The following is a 17,899-nucleotide window of genomic DNA, read 5'->3' as shown; positions in this document are numbered from 1 at the left end:
TGTGACGGGTGGCCCGACCGAGCGTAGGCGGCGCGCGGGGGCCGCACGGCCGTGCGCGGATCAGGTGCGGCGAGCGGCAGGTGTACGGCGGCGAACGGCGGCCCGGGCCGGGTCAGCGGTCGGCCGGGCAGCGGCGTCCGCCGTCGTCGGTCAGCCGCGCGCGCGGCGCATCAGCAGGTCGCGGAGCTCGCGCGCGTGGCGGCGGCTCACCGCGAGTTCGGCGGCTCCGACCCGCACGGTCGTCGCCCCCGCGTCCAGCCTCAGTTCGTCGATGCGGCCGAGGGCGACGAGGTGACGCCGGTGGATCCGGACGAATCCGCGGGTGGCCCAGCGCTCCTCCAGGGTGGAGAGCGGTATCCGTACAAGGTGGCTGCCGGCGTGCGTATGGAGACGGGCGTAGTCGCCCTGCGCCTCGACGTACGCGATGTCGTCGATCGGGATGAAGCGGGTGACGCCGCCGAGTTCGACGGGGATCTGGTCGGCGGCGGCGCTCTGCGGCAGCACGCCGGGCGAGGAGGCCGTCGGGAAGCCGACCGTTGGTGCGGGGCTCGCTTCGACCTGGTCGCAGACGCGGCGCACCGCTTCGGCCAGGCGTTCCCGGCGCACGGGCTTGAGCACGTAGTCGACGGCCTTGAGGTCGAAGGCCTGGACGGCGAACCCCTCGTGGGCGGTGACGAAGACGATGAGCGGCGGGCGGGCGAATCCGGCGAGGAGCCGGGCGATGTCGAGGCCGGTGAGTCCGGCCATGTGGATGTCGAGGAAGACGACATCGATGGCGTCCTCGCCGCCGGGGCCCGCGTCGAGGGCGCGGTTGATCCGGCGGAGGGTCCCGGTGGCGTCGGTGGCTCCTTCGGCGCTCCGGACCCGGGGGTCGGCACGCAGCAGGTAGAGGAGTTCCTCCAGCGCCGGTCGCTCGTCGTCGACAGCCAGTGCACGCAACATGGTGGGGAGTGTAGGAGCAGGCGGGGTGACCTGGACATACGGTCGGGCAGGCCAGTGCGGTGAGGGCGGCTTCGGTCGGTGTCGTGGCCCGCCGCCGGGCCGTCCCGTTCCGCGCGGAGCGCCGGGCGCCCCACAAGAACCGCCCGCCACACGGCAATCCGGCCGCATCGCCTCTTTGCGTGAGCAGAAACCCCGTGGATTGCGTATCTGAGGATGACCCGTCGGTTACCCCACGAACCACGCGAGACCCCTAGGAATTGCCCCATGAGCCCGTACCAGCGGCATCGGGACGTCGGCGCGTACGCGCTCGGCGTCCTCGATCCAGCGGAATCGTTCCGCTTCGAGGAACATCTGGCCGACTGCGCGACGTGCGCCGTGCGGCTCAGCGAGTTCGCCGGACTGGAGTCGGCGCTGGCCGCGTACGCCCATCCCGGCGGGGGCGTGGAGGTGCTGCTGCCTCAACGCCCCGCACCCGCACTTCTGGACCGGCTGCTCGCCGGGGTGGACGCGGGGCGCCGGCGCCGCGGCAGGCGCCGCTTGCGGCTGGTCGCCGCGGCGGCGGCGCTGATCATCGCCGGTCCGGTCGCGGCGCTGGGCCTTCAGGCGCGGGCCGGTGCGGACGGCGGCGGTACGGTGCAGCGGTACGCCGCGACGGACCCGGCCTCGGGTGTCTCGGCGTCGGTCGCGCTCCAGGAGCGCGGCTGGGGCTCGGGGGTGGGGCTCGAACTCGCACGGGTCGAAGGACCACTGGCCTGCGAGCTGGTCGCCGTCGGCAAGGACGGTGAGGAGCAGACGGTCACCACCTGGGCGGTACCGCCGGGGGGGTACGGGATGCCGGGTGTCGAGGGCCACGAGGAACCGCTGCGCACCGAGGGCGGCGCGGCGCTGAGCGGCGCCGAGATCGACCGCTTCGAGGTGCGCACGCTCGACGGAAAGCGCCTCGTGACGATCAAGGCGTAACCCGGACGCTATTTGAGCAGCCGCGACAGTCTGCGGTCCGCGAGCGGCTTGCCGCCCGTCTGGCAGGTCGGGCAGTACTGCAAGGACGAGTCGCTGAACGACACTTCGCGGACGGTGTCGCCGCAGACCGGACACGCTTCCCCGGTTCGGCCGTGCACGCGCAGCCCGCTCCTCTTCTCCGCCTTCAGCCGGCCCGCGGCCAGCCCGCGCGAGCGCTCGACGGCCTCGCCGAGGGTGGCGCGCATCGCCTCGTACAGCGTCGTGATCTCTTCGTCGGTCAGGTGCGCGACGGGCTTGAAGGGCGACATCTTCGCCGCGTGCAGGATCTCGTCGCTGTACGCGTTGCCGATCCCGGCGATCAGGCTCTGGTCGCGCAGCGCGCCCTTGAGCTGGCGCCGTTCCCCGTGCAGCAGCTCGGCGAACCGCTCGCGACCGAATCCGTCGGCGAGCGGGTCGGGGCCGAGCCGGGCGATGCCCGGCACATCGGCGGGGTCACGTACCACGTAGACGGCGAGGCTCTTCTTCGTGCCGGCCTCCGTCAGGTCGAAACCCGCGCCGTCGGCCAGGGCGACGCGCAGCGCGAGGGGCCCCTTCCCGGGGCGCGGCGGTTCGGCCGGCAGGTCGTCCCTCCAGCGGAGCCAGCCCGCCCGGGCGAGGTGGGTCACCAGGTGCAGACCGCCCGCGGCGATGTCGAGGAACTTGCCGTGGCGGCCGACCGAGGTGACCGCGGCGCCCTCCAGGGCGGAGGGCGGCGGGTCGTACGTCTTGAGGACACTGACCGCGGCCGGGACGACCCGTGCGATCTCCCGGCGGACCAGGTGTTCGTCGAGGAACTCTCTCAGCGCTTCGACTTCCGGCAGCTCAGGCACGTTCCCAGCGTGCCTCAGCCCGTGGCGGCCCGCAGCAGGGCTGCCAGCTCGTCGGTCATGCTCCCGGCCAGCCGGTCCAGGTCGGGGACCGCCTTGGCGTCCGCGACAAGACCGACGTGCACCTGGCCGCCGTACGTCGTCAGGGCGACGGCCAGGGACTGGCCACGGGCCAGCGGCGCCATCGGGTAGATCGCGCCCAGAGGGCTGCCGCCCAGCGAGAGAGTGGAGCGGGGCAACGGCACGCTCGTCACGAGTACGTCGAAGAGCATCCTGGCCGCGCTGCCCGCGAGCGGTGCGCCGAACCGGTGGGCGAGCGGCGGAAGGTGGTCGGCGAGGACCGCCACCGCACCGGCGCCGCGCCCCGGCCCATCGGCCTTGCTGCGGTCCATGGCCCGGCGCACCGACGTGAGCCGCGCCCAGGCGTCGGCCTCCGAGACGGGCAGGCCGACCAGGTACGCCGACAGTTTGTTGCCGGAGGCCGCAGCGCCGCCGGGGCGGCGCCGGGAGACCGGCACCAGGGCGCGCGGGTCCGCGACGGGCAGCTGTTCGCCGCGCTCCAGCATCCACCGGCGCAGACCGCCCGCGACGACGGCGAGCAGCACGTCGTTCGCCGTGCCGCCCGCCACCCTGCGGATCCTCATGACGTCGTCGAGGCCGAGCACGGCGGTGCCGAGCCGCCGCGTGCCGCTGGACCCCGCCGCGAAGGCGCTCGCTCCCCACAGGTCGAACCTGCTGGCCCGCATCACGGACGCGCCGATGCCGACGGCCCGCCCCACTTCCTCGATCCGGTCGCGGGCGAAGCCGACGACCTGGTGCGGGCCCGGCAGCCAGGACCGGGGCGGCACGCTGCGCTCCCGCCGGGCGCCCGCCGCGCCGGCGCCCGCGATCTGGTCGAAGATGCCGGCGCCGATGGCGACGGCGCGCATGCCGTCGGCGAGGGCGTGGTGCAGCTTGACGAGTACGGCGAAGGTGCCGGAGCCGGCCGCGGTCAGGACGTACATCTCCCAGGGCGGCAGACCGCGTTCGAGCGGCTGTTCCATCAGCTCCCCGGCGATCTCGGTGGCGTGAGCCGCGAAGTCGCCGTCGGGGAGCCGGATCTGCCGGACGTGGCGGCGTACGTCGAAGTTCTTGGCCGTGGACCAGGCGGCCCCGCCGATGGGCAGCCAGACGGTGCGTACGCGCATTCTCAGCCGGGGGATCGCGGTGGCGCGCTCGGCGAGCAGCTTCGCGACACGGTCGCCGTCGGCCTCCTCGTCCCCTTCGAAGAAGGCGAGCGCGCCGAGATGCATGGGGTGTTCGGTGGATTCGAGGTGCCAGAACGCCAGATCAAGAGGTGCCAGAAGCTCCGTGCTCAATGAGCCCTCACGTCGTCGGAGGCCGGTGGAGAGCCGCAGTCAATCCCGAACGTTCGGTTACGGTCAAGTATGTAAGGACCACACACCGTTACCGAACGGTACGGTCAGCAGTGTTCAAAGTCGGTCGGGCACGATGAACTCGCACCAGACGCACTTGCCGCTCCCCCGCGACTCCACGCCCCAGACGTCCGCCAGCCGGTCGACCAGCATGAGCCCCCGCCCCGAGACACCGGACTCCCCCGCCTCCCGGCGGCGCGGCAGCGCGCTGGAGCGGTCCTCGACCTCGATCCGCAGCCTGCGCTGCGCCCCCGCCAGCACGCGGGCGGTGATGATGGCCCCGCCGTCCGTGTGCATCAGGGCGTTGGTCATCAGCTCGTCGGCGGCCAGCTCGATCTCGTCCGCCCGCTCCCGGGCGCCCCAGGCCCGTACCGCCGCACGGACCATGTGCCGCGCGGAGCTGAGCGCTTCGGGATCGTTCTGCGCGACATGCTGCTGGAGCCGCCCGCCGGTCTGCGGTACCTCCGCGCCCTTGCGACGCAGGAGCAGCAGCGCCACATCGTCCTGGCCGCCCCGCTCGTCGACCACTTCGCAGAGCTTGTCGGCCAGCTCCTGGAGGTCGCGGGGCCCGTCGCGGACCAGGGCGGACAGCATTTGCATGCCGTCGTCGAGGTCGGCGCCGGGCAGCTCCACGAGCCCGTCGGTGCACAGCAGCAGCGTCTGGCCGGGGTCGAGTTCGACGGTCGTGACGGGGTAGTCGAGCTGCCCGAACTCCGCGGAGAGGCCCAGCGGCATGCCGCCGGCGGCGGGCAGCCGGCGGCACGTGCCGTCGACGTGCCGCACGAGCGGGTCGATGTGCCCGGCCCGTACCAGCTGGACCACGCCGGTGGTCAGGTCGGTCTCCGCGTAGGTGCAGGTGGCGAAGCGGTCGGTGTCCAGCTCGTCGAGGAAGACGGACGCGCGGGCCATCACCGTGGCCGGGGTGTGCCCCTCGGCGGCGTACGCGCGCAGCACGATGCGCAGCTGTCCCATGACGGCGGCGGCGTGCGTGTCGTGGCCCTGTACGTCGCCGATGACCGCGCCCACGCGTCCGTTGGGCAGCGCGATCACGTCGTACCAGTCGCCGCCGATGTCGCGGCCGAGGCGGGCCGAGCGGTAGCGGACGGCGATCTGCGCGCCGGGGACGTTGGGGATGCGGCGCGGCAGCATGGCCTGCTGGAGGCCTTCGGCCAGGTCCTTGTCCTGCTCGAAGAGCATGGCCCGCTGGAGGCTCTGCGCGATGCTGCTGCCCAGCGCGATCAGGACGTTGCGTTCGTCCGACGTGAACCCGATCCGGTCGCTGTAGAGCAGACCGAGCGCGCCGATTGGGCGGGCCTGGGCGATCAGGGGCAGATAGGCAGCGGAGGTGATGCCGAGACTCCTGATGTGCGGCCACAGGACGGGGTAGGAGGTGGCGAAGTCCTCCGGCGACTCGATGAAGCGGGGAGCGAGGGTACGGACCACCTCGCTCATCGGGTACTGCTCGTCGATGCGCGTGTAGCGCGTGCCGGGCACGAACGAGCCGTCGGGGCCGTCGGCGACGAGATGGATGCGGCCCGCTTCGACCAGTCCCACCACCAGACTGGTCGCCCCGAGGTTCTCCAGTCCCTGCGAGTCGTTGAGTACGTCGATGACGTCCTTCACGGTGCGCGCGTGGGCCAGGGCGGCCGTGGTGCCCTGGACCACGCTGGTCCGGCGGCGCCTCTCCGCGTCGTGTTCGAGCCGGTCGGTGGAGTCGGCGAGTTCTTGGGTGGCGTCGCGGACGATGCCGATGATGCGGCGCGGCCGGCCGGTGGCGTCGCGGCGAACGCAGCCCTGGGTGTGGGTCCAGCGCAGGGTCCCGTCGCGGCAGCGGATGCGGAAGTAGGCGCCGTACGTGACGCTGCCGCTCTTCAGCGCCTCGGAGACGAGGGAGTCGAGGCGGGCACCCTCGCTGGGCGGCACGTGCACGCCGAGCTCCTCCGGACGGCCGGAGTACTCGTCGCGGCGCAGATCGAACACGGCAAGGGCGGAATCGTCCATCCGCATGAGGCCGCTGTCGAGGTCCCAGTCGAATCCCCCGAGGCCCAGCTCGGATCCGTACACGTCGAAAAAGCAGCAGGCCACGCCCTCCTCCCGCTCCCAGCAGGCGCAGTACTCCGCCGCCTCTCCACCCCCTGCGCCCGCGTCCATGGGATCACGCTAGGCGCACCCAACGGCGCGCGCATGCGGGGCGGGGACACGCTTGAGAACAGCAGCCATTTCCATACAGTGCGCGGGTGAACCCTCCCCGCGTCAGCGCACGCGGCGACCCTCCGGCGGCGCGGCGCCCGGCCCCTCCTCGGCCTCCTACGGAGAACGAAGACTTGAACGCGTTCAAGAAACGCCGTAGGGTCGGGCCAGGATTGAATTGAACATGTTCAACTCTGGGGGTTTCGCGGTGTCCGTGCTGGTCAACCTGATCGTCATGCTGGGGATGCTCGTCATCGTCCCCGTGGGACTGCGTCTCGTCGCTTCACCGGGGCTCAGCCGCCTCCGGCGGCTGTGGCCGCTGCTCGCGGCGCCCGGTGCCGTCGCCCTGTGGCTGCCACGCGGCCCGGCCGCGACCGCGCTCGCCGCGGTGTACGCCGCCGGAACGGTCGCTCTCGCGCTGCACGCCCCGGCGCGGCTGGCCCGTACGCGCTCCCTCGCCCCGGCCGAGATCGCGGTGCTCACCGCGTTCGCCACGCCGTCGGTCGCGGGGCTCGCGCTGGTCGCCGAGCGTTCCGGACACGAGCTTTTCGGCTTCGACCTCGAGATCCTCGCGCTCACCGTGCCGCACTTCCACTTCGCCGGCTTCGCCGCCGCGCTGGTGGCGGGCCTGGTGTGCCGGACGGCCGCGGACCGGTCGGCGGGCCGGTTCGCGGCCCTGAGCGTGCCGCTCGGCACGCTCCTGGTCCTCGCCGGGTACTTCGTCGACGACTGGGCCGAGCTCGCCGGAGCGCTCGTGCTCACCGCGGGCATGTGGGCGGTGGCGCTGCTGACCTGGCAGGACGTACGCGACGACCGCCAGGACCGGACGACCCGCACCCTGCTCGCCGTCTCGGCCGCCGTCCTCGTCGCGACGATGCTGCTGGCCCTCAGCTGGGCGCTCGGCGAAGCGACCGGCATCCCCCACCCCAACCTGACCTGGATGGCCGCGACCCACGGCCTGGGCAACGCGCTGGGCTTCGCACTGTGCGCGGTGCTGGCCTGGCGACGACTCGAGGAGAGCACCGTATGAGCAGGCTGAACTACCCCGAGACCGGCGCCACCCGGCAGGACACCCTGCCCGCCGGCTACCACCACCTGCGCCACCGCGTGCCCGTGGGCACCGGCCGCGCCGCCTTCGAAACGGCGGGCGCGGCGGTGACCACCTGGCGGCTGCACCGGGAGTCGGGCGTGAAGGTACGGGCGGACGCGGTACGGGCGGCGCCCGGCGTGGCCGTCGAGTGTTCGCTCGGCGTCGGGCCGCTGCGGGTGGCCGCACCGTGCGAGGTGGTGTGGACGGCGTACGAGAACGACAGGATCGGATTCGCGTACGGGACGACCGGCCGGCATCCGGAGCTCGGCGAGGAGTCGTTCGTCGTGGAACGTGCGGACGACGGGACCGTGTGGTTCACCGTCACCGCGTTCAGCCGCGCGGGCCGCTGGTACACCCGGCTCGCCGGACCCGTCGTGCCCGCCTGTCAGCACTGGTACGCCCGGCGCCTCGGCAGGACCCTGCGGCGGATCGCCGCGGAGGCGCCCGCACGCCGATAATGGGCGTGATGGAGTGGTTCGCCGCGACCGACTACTGGCTGAGCCGGCTGGTCTTCCAGCGGGCTCTGGCCGCCGTGTACCTGGTCGCGTTTCTCGCCGCGGCCCTGCAGTTCCGGGCACTGATCGGTTCCCGGGGCATCCTCCCTGTGCCCGCGTATCTCCGGCGGGTGCCCTGGCGCCAGACTCCGACGCTCTTCCGGCTCCACTACTCGGACCGCTTCTTCGCGGGGTGCGCGTGGACGGGGGTGCTGCTCGCGGCGGCGCTGGCGGCGGGCGCGGCGGACCAACTGCCGCTGTGGACCGCGATGCTGATGTGGGCGGTCCTGTGGGCGCTGTACCTGTCGATCGTCAATGTCGGGCAGACCTGGTACTCCTTCGGCTGGGAGTCCCTGCTCCTGGAGGCCGGTTTCCTCGCGGTCTTCCTCGGCAACGAGCGCACCGCCCCGCCCGTGCTGGTGCTGTGGCTGCTGCGCTGGGTGCTGTTCCGGGTGGAGTTCGGCGCCGGGCTGATCAAACTGCGCGGCGACCTCTGCTGGCGGAAGCTGACCTGCCTGGAGTTCCACCACGAGACACAGCCGATGCCGGGCCCGCTGAGCTGGTTCTTCCACCATCTGCCGAAGCCGCTGCACCGGGTGGAGGTGGCGGCCAACCACGTGACCCAACTGCTGGTGCCCGTACTGCTCTTCACCCCCCAGCCGGTCGCGAGCGCGGCGGCCGGCGTGATGATCCTGACCCAGCTGTGGCTGGTGCTCTCCGGCAATTTCGCCTGGCTGAACTGGCTGACGATCGTCCTGGCGCTCTCGGCCGTCGACTTCTCGCCGTGGGTCACCGCTCCGGCCCTTCCCGCTCCCCCGCTCTGGTACGAGGTGCTGGTCATCGCCGTCACGGCGCTGCTGCTCGCCCTGAGCTACCGGCCCGCCCGAAATCTGTTCTCGCGCCGCCAGGCGATGAACCGCTCGTACGACCCGCTCCACCTGGTCAACGCGTACGGAGCGTTCGGCAGTATCAGCCGCGTCCGGCAGGAGATCGTCGTCGAGGGTACGGACGAACCTGTGGTGCACCGGGGCACGGTGTGGCGCGCGTACGAGTTCAAGGGCAAGCCAGGCGACCCGCGCCGACTGCCGCGCCAGTTCGCGCCGTACCATCTGCGCCTCGACTGGATGATGTGGTTCGCGGCGCTCTCGCCCGCCTATGCGTACGCCTGGTTCGATCCGTTCCTGGAGCGGCTGCTGACGGGCGACCCCGCCACGCTGCGGCTGCTGCGCGAGAACCCCTTCCCCGGCGCCCCGCCCACTCATGTCCGGGCCCGTGTCTACCGCTACCGCTTCACCACCTGGCGCGAACTGCGGGACACCGGCGCGTGGTGGCACCGCACGCTCGTGCGCGACTTCCGGCCGCCGACGGCTCTCGCCCGCAGGGCGTCGCCCTGACAGAATCGGCCGTCCATCCGGGGTACGGGGAGGCGGGGGATGACGGCGGGAGCGTTCGAAGCCGCCACCGGCGACGGGCCGGCGCCCGGCAGCCGGCGGGCCGCCGAGGTGCGGGTCGCCTTCGAGGGGCTGATGCAGATCCGGCGCCTGGCCAACACGGGCACCGTCGATCCGCAGGCCGTCCCCGCGGCGTGGGAGATCAACCAGGTGGTGCGGTCCGTCGCCCTGGCGCTGGAGGCTGCGGGCATCGCGCCTTCCGCCGTCGACGAGGCCGGTGCGCGGATCGCGACCGGCTATCGCGTCGGCGCGGGCGAGCGTCCCGGGACGGCCCGCGTGGAGTGGCTCGGCCCGCCGGGCAGCGGCGCGGCCCAGGAGGAGCAGGAGGCGCTGACCGGGTGTGCCGCCGAGCTCGGCCGCCTCGGCTGGACGGCCCTGCTGTACCGGGGGCCGCGCCGGCGGCGCTTCCTGGAGGTGGAGCCCCCGGCCGCCGTCAGCCCCCGCTGACGGACGGCGTCCCCCCTGCCGGGCCGTGTCGGCCCGGCAGGGGGGACGCCGTCGCGCTCAGTTCGCTCAGTCGATCCCCGGCAGGATGTGCGGCTCCGCGAGGTCGTCCTCGTACCCGGCCAGCCGGATGGGGGCCGAGCGCGACCACACCTCGAGGCTGCCCAGTTCGTCGGGCCTCCGGCGGCGGGGCTGACCGGCCCGTTCACCACGTTCATGCGAACGCTTGTCCTGCTTTGTCATTTCTGGCGTCACCGCGCACTCCTTTGTGTCGCGTAACCCGTCGGACGTGTCGCCTCGGCCTGGGCCGACGACGACCTGGGCGCCCGATGGGTCAGGAAAATGGGGCAGTTCGGTCGCGGTGGCGCCGGTTGTTCAGACTGGAGTGGCCTTGGTGAGGCTGTCCGTGACCAACAGAGTACCCATATGAGCGCGGTTCCGCTCGATGGTTTACGTCACCTTTCGGCCTGCTGCCCTTCACGCCATGTTCAGCGGACGTCACGGACCGCCGCAACGCAAAAACCGGTGCGGGACGCCCCGTCCAGGGCGTCCCGCACCGGTCCTGTGCCGGATTCCTACCAGTTGGCGGGCGCGTAGTCCTTGAGGAAGACGCCGAAGAGGTCCTCGCCGTCCTCGCCACGCACGATCGGGTCGTAGACGCGGGCCGCACCGTCGATCAGGTCGAGCGGGGCGTGGAAGCCCTCCTCGGCGAGCCGGATCTTGTCCGGGTGCGGGCGCTCGTCGGTGATCCAGCCGGTGTCCACGGCGGTCATCAGGATGCCGTCGGACTCCAGCATCTCCTGGGCGCTCGTCCGGGTGAGCATGTTCAGCGCGGCCTTGGCCATGTTGGTGTGCGGGTGGCCGGCGCCCTTGTAACCGCGGCTGAAGACGCCTTCCATGGCGGAGACGTTCACGACGTACTTGCGCTGGGCGGCGGACGCGGCCATCACCGGCCGCAGCCGGCTGATCAGGATGAACGGCGCCGTCGAGTTGCACAGCTGCACTTCGAGGAGCTCGACCGGGTCGACCTCGGAAACTGTCTGGATCCAGCTGTTCGTGTCGTCCAGGTCGGGTACGAGCCCGCCCGCGTCGATCGCCGTGCCCGCCTCGATCCTGGCCAGCGACGTCGAGCCCGTGACCAGCGCCAGATCGGTGACCTGCTGGGCGGTGAGGCCCTCGGGGCGGGCCGTGGGCAGGGAGAGCTGGGCGCCGGAGCCGAAGGCGCCGATGACCTCGGCGGCCGGGAGTTCACCGGCGGGCAGCGGGGCGGACTCGGCGCCGATCAGCTCGCTGTACGCGCGCGGGGAGCGGCGTACCGTCTGCGCGGCGTTGTTGATCAGGATGTCGAGCGGGCCCTCGGCCGCGACCGAGTCCGCGAGCGCGACGACCTGGGCCGGGTCGCGCAGGTCGATCCCGACGATCTTGAGGCGGTGGATCCACTCGTCGCTGTCCGGCATCGCCTTGAAGCGGCGGATCGCGTCGTTCGGGAAGCGCGTGGTGATGGTGGTGTGGGCGCCGTCGCGCAGCAGCCGAAGCGCGATGTACATGCCGATCTTGGCGCGGCCACCGGTGAGCAGTGCGCGCCGTCCGGTCAGGTCGGTGCGGGCGTCGCGGCGGGCGCGGTTCTCGGCGGCGCACTTCTGGCACAGCTGGTGGTAGAACGCGTCGACCTCGACGTAACGGGTCTTGCAGATGTAGCAGGAGCGGGGGCGCTGGAGTATCCCCGCGATCTCGGCGGTGGCCGTCGACGACGGCAGGACGCCCTGCGTCTCGTCGTCGATGCGGTCCGCGGAACCCGTCGCGGTCGCGTGCGTGACGGCGCGGTCGTGGGCGGTCTTCGCGGCGCGGCGCTCCTGGCGGCGGCGCTGCTTCACGGTCCGGTAGATACCGGCGGTGGCGCGGCGTACCGCGACGGCGTCGGGGTGGTCGACGTCCAGCTTGTCGAGCTCGTCGAGCACGCTCAGGCAGACGGCCATGCGGTCCGGGTCGATGCCGGGGCCGAACGCCGGGGTGTCCTGGCCGTCCGGGATGTCGTCGTACGCCGCCGGACTGTCCTCTGTCACCGTCATCGCCGCTGCTGTCCTCGTGTCGCTCGTGCCGCATGTGCCGCATGTGAAGTACCAAAATCCGAACTTTACGGAAGCGGGGGGCCCGGCGCCAAACCACCCGCCCCCACAGAGCCCTCGCAGCGACGCATCTCACACCAACCGGTTACGACACCACCTGTCCCTTGCCGAGCGCGATGACGCCGTTCCTGGAGACGGTGTAGAGCTGCTCGTCCCGCTCCGGGTTCACACCGATCGTCGCTCCGGGCGGTACGTCGACGTTCTTGTCCAGTATCGAGCCCCTGACGACCGCTCCCCGGCCGATGCGGACGTTGTCGTGCAGGACGGACCCCTGCACCACGGCTCCCTCCTCCACCACCACACCCGGCGAGAGCACCGAGCGCGTGACCTGGCCTCCGATGCAGCAGCCCGCGCTCACGATCGACTCGCCCGCGATGCCGCCGGACACGAAGCGGGCCGGGGGCAGCTGGCCGGGGTGGGTGTAGACGGGCCAGCGCCGGTTGTGCAGGCTGAACTGCGGGTGGTCGGAGATCAGATCCATATGGGCGTCGTAGTACGTGTCGAGCGTGCCGACGTCACGCCAGTAGCCGTGCTCGCGCGGAGACTCCCCCGGCACGTGGTTGTCGTCGAAGTCGTAGACCTGCGCCACCCCGCGCTCGGTGAGCATGGGCAGGATCGAGCCGCCCATGTCATGCACCGAACGCTCGTCCTCGGCGTCCCGGTGCAGGGCGTCGACAAGCACCTTCGCGGTGAACATGTAGTTGCCCATGGAGGCGAAGACACGGCGCGGGTCGCCCGGCAGGCCCGGCGGGTCGGCGGGCTTCTCCAGGAACTGCTCGATGCGGGTCCCGTCCGACGCGGGCGTGATGACGCCGAAGGACGACGCCTCCGAGCGCGGCACCCGGATGCCGGCGACCGTGACCCCCGCACCGCTCTCGATGTGGCGTTGCAGCATCTGCCGGGGGTCCATGCGGTAGACGTGGTCGGCGCCGAACACGGCGATGTAGTCGGGCTGTTCGTCGTGTACGAGGTTGAGGGACTGGAGGATCGCGTCGGCGCTGCCCAAGTACCAGCGCGGGCCGAGCCGCTGCTGGGCCGGGACCGGGGTGACGTAATTGCCGAGGAGGCTGGACATCCGCCAGGTGGTGGTCACATGGCGGTCGAGCGAATGCGACTTGTACTGCGTCAGCACGCAGTTGCGCAGGATGTCGCCGTTCACCAGGTTCGACAGGACGAAGTCGACGAGCCGGTACGTGCCGCCGAACGTCACCGCCGGTTTGGCCCGGTCGGCGGTCAGCGGCATCAGCCGCTTGCCCTCCCCGCCTGCCAGCACGATCCCGAGCACCGAAGGTCCACCGCGCATCTGCCGCCCCTTTGGTCGCTACTTGGACTTGAGGATCTCCTCGTACACGCCGGCCGTACGGCGCGCGACGGCGTCCCAGCCGAACTCCCGCACCGCGCGCTCACGGCCCGCCGCGCCCATCCGCGTCCCCGTGTCCCGCTCCCCGGTCAGCCGGTCGACCGCGGCGGCCAGGCCCGCTTCGAACCCCTCGGGGTCCGACTCCTCGTACGGCACGAGCAGCCCGGTGCCGCCGTGGTCGACGACCTCGGGGATGCCGCCGACCGCCGAGGCGACGACGGGCGTGCCACACGCCATGGCCTCCAGGTTGACGATGCCGAGCGGCTCGTACACCGAAGGGCAGACGAACACGGCCGCATGGGTCAGGAGTTGGACGACTTCCGGGCGCGGCAGCATCCGTTCGATCCAGTGCACACCGTCACGGGTGCGGCGCAGCTCGTCGACGAGCTCGCGGAACTCCCGCTCGATCTCCGGGGTGTCGGGGGCGCCGGCGCACAGGACGAGCTGGGTGGCCGGGTCGAGCCGGCGGGCCGCGCGCAGCAGGTGAGGCACGCCCTTCTGGCGGGTGATGCGGCCGACGAAGAGGGCGTACGGGCGCTCCTGGTCGATGCCGAGGCGCTCCAGCACGTCCGTGTCCGGGTCGGGCCGGTAGAGCGAAGTGTCGATGCCGTTGTGCACGATGCGCACCCGGTCGGGCTCGAGCGCCGGATAACTGCTCAGGATGTCGGCGCGCATGCCGCGCGAGACGGCGATGACGGCGTCGGCCGACTCGATCGCGGTGCGCTCGGCCCAGCTGGACAGGGTGTAGCCGCCACCCAGTTGCTCGGCCTTCCAGGGGCGCAGGGGCTCCAGCGAATGCGAGGTCATGATGTGCGGGACGCCGTACAGCAGCTTCCCGATGTGGCCCGCGAGGCTGGTGTACCAGGTGTGGGAGTGGATCAGGTCGCAGCCTCCGAGCGCGGCGGCCATCGACAGGTCGACGGAGAAGGCGCGCAGGGCTTCGTTGGCGTGCGCGAGGACTGTGTCGGGGTGGTGTCCGTGGACCGCGCCGAGGGCGTCGCCCTCGCCCCAGCGGTGCACGTCGACGTCGGCGAGGGACCGTAACTCCCGGGCCAGGAACTCGACATGGACCCCGGCTCCGCCGTAGACGTCCGGCGGGTACTCGCGGGTGAGCAGTCCCACCTTCACCCCGGTTCCCCCGTTCGTCGCCTTCCCTTGATGGTCACTCAGATACGGGCTGCACGGAAGACCGCTGCGGAGGGCGCTCGAATACGCAGTCGCCGCACAGGCCACCGGACGGGCAACGGTAGTAGAGGCAGCAGCTGCGGCGGCGGAAGGACGCGCCGTCCAGGGTGCCGGTGCGGCGCAGGTCCGGGTGGCGGAAGAGCTCGGCGGCCAGTACCAGGGCCCGCTCCCCCACCTCGGGCCGCCCGTTCTTCCGCGCCCAGCCGTGCAGCTCGCGGGCGGCTCCGGCCAGCGCCGAACCCGTGTTGCCCCAAAGCAGCGGGCGAGAGATCCGGCCGTCCCGGCGGAGCGCCTCCGCGAGGGGTAGGAGATGGCCGTGCTGGACCACCTCACGGATGCGGTCGGCGGTGGCGGGCAGCGGGCGCGGCGGCTCCACCAGCCACAGGTCGTGCGGCGACGTCAGGTCCGCGTCCCACCGCAGACCGTCCGGCGGGAGGTCGGGGAACTCGCCGTACAGCGCGGCGGGGCCCAGGGCGAGGGACCACAGCCGGGCCGCGAGCCCCAGATGTGCGATGGAGGCGGCTACTCTGCGCTCCGGGGCACCGAGCCGCGCGGCGACCTTGCCGACGCGGAACGTCAGCGGTGCGGTGTCGCCCGCGTAGATCCGCGCGAGCGGAACGTGCGCACCGCCGTCGGGTGCCTCGGTGCGCAGCGCGAAGAACCCGCCCACCGATGCCACTTCTGCCAGGTCCATGCCGCTGCGCCCTTTCTGCCGGGGCAAGTCTCACACGCCGCTGTGACAGGTGGGGGGCCGGTTGTCCTCCACCTCTGGGCGGGCGAATCCCGCCGGGAGGAGGACTTCTGAGGTACGCACGTACTACGTCGGCAGTACGACCGAATGCCTGCTCCAGGACGACGACGCGAACGCTTTGAAGAGAGATCGTGTAGCACATGAGTGCTCTCGCGCTGTCCGTGCTGCTGGCCGTGGTCTCCGCTGTCGCCTATGCGGCCGGGGCCATTGTCCAGGAGCGCGTCGCGGCCACCACCCCGGGCCGCCCGTACGCTCCGCTGCGCCACGGCGCGTGGTGGGCCGCCGTGGCGCTCAACGGGGTCGGCGCGCTGCTGCATGTCGGGGCTCTGGCGTACGGGCCGCTGAGTCTGGTCCAGCCGCTGGGCGCGCTGACCATCGTCTTCGCGCTGCCGATGGCCGCCGTGTTCGTGGGCCGCAGGGCCGGGGCAACCGCCTGGCGCGGTGCCATCATGGCGTCGGCCGGTCTCGCGGGCCTGCTGTCGCTGACGGGCACGGCCGACGCGCGGTCGCTGGACGGCGGTGAGCGGCTGGCGGTGGCGCTGGTGACCTTCGGCGGGGTGGCGGTGCTGTTCCTCGTGGCGCAGCGGGTGCACCGTGCCGTCGTACGCAGCATTGTGCTGGCCACGGCGGCGGGCGCCGCTTTCGGTATCGCCTCGGTGTTCACCAAGACCGTGGCTGTCGACTGGACGGCGTCGGGCGGCCTCGGCGGACCGGCCGGGCAGCTGCCGAGCCTGTTGACGATCGCGGGGCTCGCGGCCGCGGGCATGATGCTCTCCCAGGCGTCGTACCGGGGCGCCGGCCTGGCCGCCCCGCTCGCCACCGTCACGGTGGTCAACCCCGTGGTCGCGGCCGCCGTGGGCATCACGCTCTTCGGCGAGCACTTCCGGTACGGCGCGACCGGCACGGCCCTGGCGCTGGGCTGCGGGGTCGTGGCCGCGGGCGGGCTGATCCTGCTGACGACGGAGCGGCTCGGGGCACACGCCGAGCGGTCGGCCACGCAGCCGCGGCTGCCGGGTGTACCGCCGCAGACGCCCGCGTCACTGACGGCGTCGTCGGCGCGGACGGTGCCGGCGGCGCCGGCCGGAGCGGCAGGACGGGCGGCGCAGCCGGGGCAGGCAGCGTCGGCGGGAGCCACCGCGACGCAGCCGCGGCGGCGGGCTCCCCGGCCCGCGCGGCCGCGCTCGCGGACTCAGACGGTGACGCCACCCGCCCTGAGGTAGGCCAGCGGGTCGATGTCCGACCCGTAGCCGGGCCCGGTCCGCACCTCGAAGTGGAGGTGGGGGCCGGTGCTGTTGCCGGTGGACCCCGAGCGGCCGATGCGCTGGCCGCCGCCGACCTGCTGGCCGTCGCGGACGGTCAGCGCCGACAGGTGGGCGTACTGGCTGTACTTGCCGTCGGCGTGCCGGATGACGACCTGGTAGCCGTACGCCCCGCCCCAGCCGGCCGAGACGACCCGGCCGGGGGCGATGGACCTCACGGCGGTGCCGGTCCGCACCGGGAAGTCGACCCCGGTGTGGTAGCCCTTGGCCCAGGAGGAGCCGGCCGCGCGGTAGGGCGTACTGGGGCCGGTGTCCACCGGGGCGGTGAGCCCCGGGGATTTGCTCTCCTTCTTCGGCGGCCTGGTGGCCGAGGCGCGGTCGACCTCACTTCCCTTGCCGGTTCCCGGCCGCGTCTTGGAACCAGGCTTGGATCTCTGCGTGCCGTCGAGCGACAACCGCTGGCCCGGGATGATGAGGTCGGGATCGCCACCGACGACCTCGCGGTTCGCGGCGTACAGTCGCTGCCAGCCGCCCCTGACGTCCTCGGCGTCCGCGATGGTGGAGAGAGTGTCCCCGCCGGCGACGGTGTACGTCCTCGCCTTCTCCTCCCCCTTCGCCTCGCCCTTCGCCTCGCCCTTCGTCTTCCCCTGCGGCTTCTCGTTCGCCGGACCGGAGTCCTTGGCGCGTGAGCCGGTGGGAGCAGCGGACTTCTTGCCCTGCGGCGCCGCCTTCGGGACGGACTTCGGCCCGGTGCCGATGTCCGGCGCGTCGCCGCCACGAGTCAGGCCGGCCCGTACGGAACACAGCGGCCAGGCCGTGGGCCCCTGCCCCTTGAGCACCTTTTCGGCCACGGCGATCTGCTGGTCCTTGGTGGCCTGGTCGGCGCGCGGGGCATGGGCCGTGCCGCCGTACGCCTGCCAGGTGGACTGCTTGAACTGCAGTCCGCCGTAGTAGCCGTTGCCCGTGTTGATCTGCCAATTGCCGGTCGACTCGCAAGCGGCGACCTTCTCCCAGACGTCCACCGAAGCGGCGTCGGCCGCTCCCGGCGCGACGAGCGGCAGGGCTATCCCGGCGCCACCGGCCGTGACCGTCAGCGATGCACGGTTGATACGGCTCGGCTGGTACCGGCGGTGTCGACCGGATGCGGCCATGCTCGGTTCCCCCACTCACGTCACGCGTCGGACTCGTCGCAATCGGCAAAAGTACGGGCCCCGTGCCTGCCGTGACAAGGGCCCATACGGCTAACTCACCTCTGCCGGTGGCATATTGACGGGCGGTCCGCTGCCTGTGACCGTTCCGGCCGGGCACTGCGCCGCGCACCGCGTCGGGCGGAAGCCGACGGCGTCCTGGGCGTGGAAGGAGTGGC

At 72.3% G+C, this 17,899-nt stretch carries 16 protein-coding genes; 6 read left to right on the top strand and 10 right to left on the bottom strand.

Features of this window, described 5'->3' with window-relative positions; genetic code table 11:
* Positions 1-150: 150 nt before the first annotated feature.
* The gene (locus ACWIHY_RS24825; protein ID WP_454377871.1) at positions 151-942 is read right to left on the bottom strand and encodes a LytR/AlgR family response regulator transcription factor; all 792 of its coding nucleotides are present in this window, start codon (positions 940-942) and stop codon (positions 151-153) included.
* 264 nt (positions 943-1,206) lie between these two features.
* Between ACWIHY_RS24825 and ACWIHY_RS24820 the strand changes: the two genes are divergently transcribed.
* The gene (locus ACWIHY_RS24820; RefSeq protein ID WP_454377870.1) at positions 1,207-1,902 is read left to right on the top strand and encodes a zf-HC2 domain-containing protein; all 696 of its coding nucleotides are present in this window, start codon (positions 1,207-1,209) and stop codon (positions 1,900-1,902) included.
* An 8-nt stretch (positions 1,903-1,910) separates the two neighbouring features.
* Here the strand turns inward: ACWIHY_RS24820 and ACWIHY_RS24815 are convergent, their stop codons facing one another.
* From ACWIHY_RS24815 to ACWIHY_RS24805, 3 genes are all read right to left on the bottom strand, one after another.
* Positions 1,911-2,771, bottom strand: a complete 861-nt coding sequence (locus ACWIHY_RS24815) for an Fpg/Nei family DNA glycosylase (RefSeq protein WP_454377869.1) — start codon at positions 2,769-2,771, stop codon at positions 1,911-1,913.
* Between the two features lie 14 nt (positions 2,772-2,785).
* Positions 2,786-4,126 carry a wax ester/triacylglycerol synthase family O-acyltransferase gene (locus tag ACWIHY_RS24810; RefSeq protein ID WP_454377868.1) on the bottom strand — a complete coding sequence of 447 codons (1,341 nt, stop codon included), beginning with the start codon at positions 4,124-4,126 and terminating at the stop codon, positions 2,786-2,788.
* 114 nt (positions 4,127-4,240) lie between these two features.
* Entirely contained in the window at positions 4,241-6,334 is a 2,094-nt protein-coding gene (locus ACWIHY_RS24805) for a SpoIIE family protein phosphatase (protein WP_454377867.1), read from the bottom strand.
* A 247-nt stretch (positions 6,335-6,581) separates the two neighbouring features.
* Between ACWIHY_RS24805 and ACWIHY_RS24800 the strand changes: the two genes are divergently transcribed.
* Genes ACWIHY_RS24800 through ACWIHY_RS24785 form a run of 4 tightly spaced genes read left to right on the top strand, consistent with a single transcriptional unit; the run spans position 6,582 to position 9,855 of the window.
* On the top strand, positions 6,582-7,403 hold the full coding sequence (locus ACWIHY_RS24800) for a YndJ family protein (protein ID WP_454377940.1): 822 nt from the start codon (positions 6,582-6,584) through the stop codon (positions 7,401-7,403).
* The gene (locus tag ACWIHY_RS24795) at positions 7,400-7,921 is read left to right on the top strand and encodes a DUF1990 family protein (RefSeq protein WP_454377866.1); all 522 of its coding nucleotides are present in this window, start codon (positions 7,400-7,402) and stop codon (positions 7,919-7,921) included. Before ACWIHY_RS24800 ends, ACWIHY_RS24795 begins: the two co-directional genes overlap by 4 nt.
* An 8-nt stretch (positions 7,922-7,929) precedes the next feature.
* The gene (locus ACWIHY_RS24790; protein ID WP_454377865.1) at positions 7,930-9,351 is read left to right on the top strand and encodes a lipase maturation factor family protein; all 1,422 of its coding nucleotides are present in this window, start codon (positions 7,930-7,932) and stop codon (positions 9,349-9,351) included.
* Between the two features lie 39 nt (positions 9,352-9,390).
* Positions 9,391-9,855: a hypothetical protein gene (locus ACWIHY_RS24785; protein ID WP_454377864.1), complete on the top strand. Its 465-nt coding sequence runs from the start codon at positions 9,391-9,393 to the stop codon at positions 9,853-9,855.
* A gap of 66 nt (positions 9,856-9,921) precedes the next feature.
* Here ACWIHY_RS24785 and ACWIHY_RS24780 read toward each other — a convergent pair whose 3' ends face one another.
* From ACWIHY_RS24780 to ACWIHY_RS24760, 5 genes are all read right to left on the bottom strand, one after another.
* Positions 9,922-10,107 (bottom strand): hypothetical protein, encoded by a 186-nt coding sequence (locus ACWIHY_RS24780; RefSeq protein ID WP_454377863.1) that lies wholly within the window; start codon positions 10,105-10,107, stop codon positions 9,922-9,924.
* Between the two features lie 320 nt (positions 10,108-10,427).
* Positions 10,428-11,921 (bottom strand): SDR family NAD(P)-dependent oxidoreductase, encoded by a 1,494-nt coding sequence (locus ACWIHY_RS24775; RefSeq protein ID WP_454377862.1) that lies wholly within the window; start codon positions 11,919-11,921, stop codon positions 10,428-10,430.
* 142 nt (positions 11,922-12,063) lie between these two features.
* On the bottom strand, positions 12,064-13,281 hold the full coding sequence (gene glgC, locus ACWIHY_RS24770) for a glucose-1-phosphate adenylyltransferase (RefSeq protein WP_454377861.1): 1,218 nt from the start codon (positions 13,279-13,281) through the stop codon (positions 12,064-12,066).
* Positions 13,282-13,299: 18 nt separating this feature from the next.
* The gene (gene glgA, locus ACWIHY_RS24765; protein ID WP_454377860.1) at positions 13,300-14,466 is read right to left on the bottom strand and encodes a glycogen synthase; all 1,167 of its coding nucleotides are present in this window, start codon (positions 14,464-14,466) and stop codon (positions 13,300-13,302) included.
* A 34-nt stretch (positions 14,467-14,500) separates the two neighbouring features.
* Complete coding sequence (locus ACWIHY_RS24760; protein ID WP_454377859.1) at positions 14,501-15,217, bottom strand: (2Fe-2S)-binding protein; 717 nt, start codon at positions 15,215-15,217, stop codon at positions 14,501-14,503.
* A gap of 197 nt (positions 15,218-15,414) precedes the next feature.
* Here ACWIHY_RS24760 and ACWIHY_RS24755 point away from each other — a divergent pair, with 197 nt between their 5' ends.
* Positions 15,415-16,494, top strand: coding sequence for a DMT family transporter (locus ACWIHY_RS24755; RefSeq protein WP_454377858.1), 1,080 nt, complete (start codon positions 15,415-15,417; stop codon positions 16,492-16,494).
* Here ACWIHY_RS24755 and ACWIHY_RS24750 read toward each other — a convergent pair.
* The gene (locus ACWIHY_RS24750) at positions 16,464-17,684 is read right to left on the bottom strand and encodes a transglycosylase family protein (RefSeq protein ID WP_454377857.1); all 1,221 of its coding nucleotides are present in this window, start codon (positions 17,682-17,684) and stop codon (positions 16,464-16,466) included. The two genes, ACWIHY_RS24755 and ACWIHY_RS24750, sit on opposite strands and share 31 nt — an antisense overlap.
* Between the last annotated feature and the right edge of the window lie 215 nt (positions 17,685-17,899).

This window comes from Streptomyces sp. NPDC055287, assembly GCF_053646035.1.
This window is presented reverse-complemented; position numbering and strand designations above follow the sequence as displayed.

Coding starts and splice junctions, on each gene's coding strand:
- ACWIHY_RS24750 (WP_454377857.1), bottom strand. CDS start 17,684: ATGGCCGCATCCGGTCGACACCGCCGGTACCAGCCGAGCCGTATCAAC.
- ACWIHY_RS24785 (WP_454377864.1), top strand. CDS start 9,391: ATGACGGCGGGAGCGTTCGAAGCCGCCACCGGCGACGGGCCGGCGCCC.
- ACWIHY_RS24820 (WP_454377870.1), top strand. CDS start 1,207: ATGAGCCCGTACCAGCGGCATCGGGACGTCGGCGCGTACGCGCTCGGC.
- ACWIHY_RS24775 (WP_454377862.1), bottom strand. CDS start 11,921: ATGACGGTGACAGAGGACAGTCCGGCGGCGTACGACGACATCCCGGAC.
- ACWIHY_RS24795 (WP_454377866.1), top strand. CDS start 7,400: ATGAGCAGGCTGAACTACCCCGAGACCGGCGCCACCCGGCAGGACACC.
- glgC (WP_454377861.1), bottom strand. CDS start 13,281: ATGCGCGGTGGACCTTCGGTGCTCGGGATCGTGCTGGCAGGCGGGGAG.
- ACWIHY_RS24790 (WP_454377865.1), top strand. CDS start 7,930: ATGGAGTGGTTCGCCGCGACCGACTACTGGCTGAGCCGGCTGGTCTTC.
- ACWIHY_RS24755 (WP_454377858.1), top strand. CDS start 15,415: ATGAGTGCTCTCGCGCTGTCCGTGCTGCTGGCCGTGGTCTCCGCTGTC.
- ACWIHY_RS24760 (WP_454377859.1), bottom strand. CDS start 15,217: ATGGACCTGGCAGAAGTGGCATCGGTGGGCGGGTTCTTCGCGCTGCGC.
- ACWIHY_RS24805 (WP_454377867.1), bottom strand. CDS start 6,334: ATGGACGCGGGCGCAGGGGGTGGAGAGGCGGCGGAGTACTGCGCCTGC.
- ACWIHY_RS24825 (WP_454377871.1), bottom strand. CDS start 942: ATGTTGCGTGCACTGGCTGTCGACGACGAGCGACCGGCGCTGGAGGAA.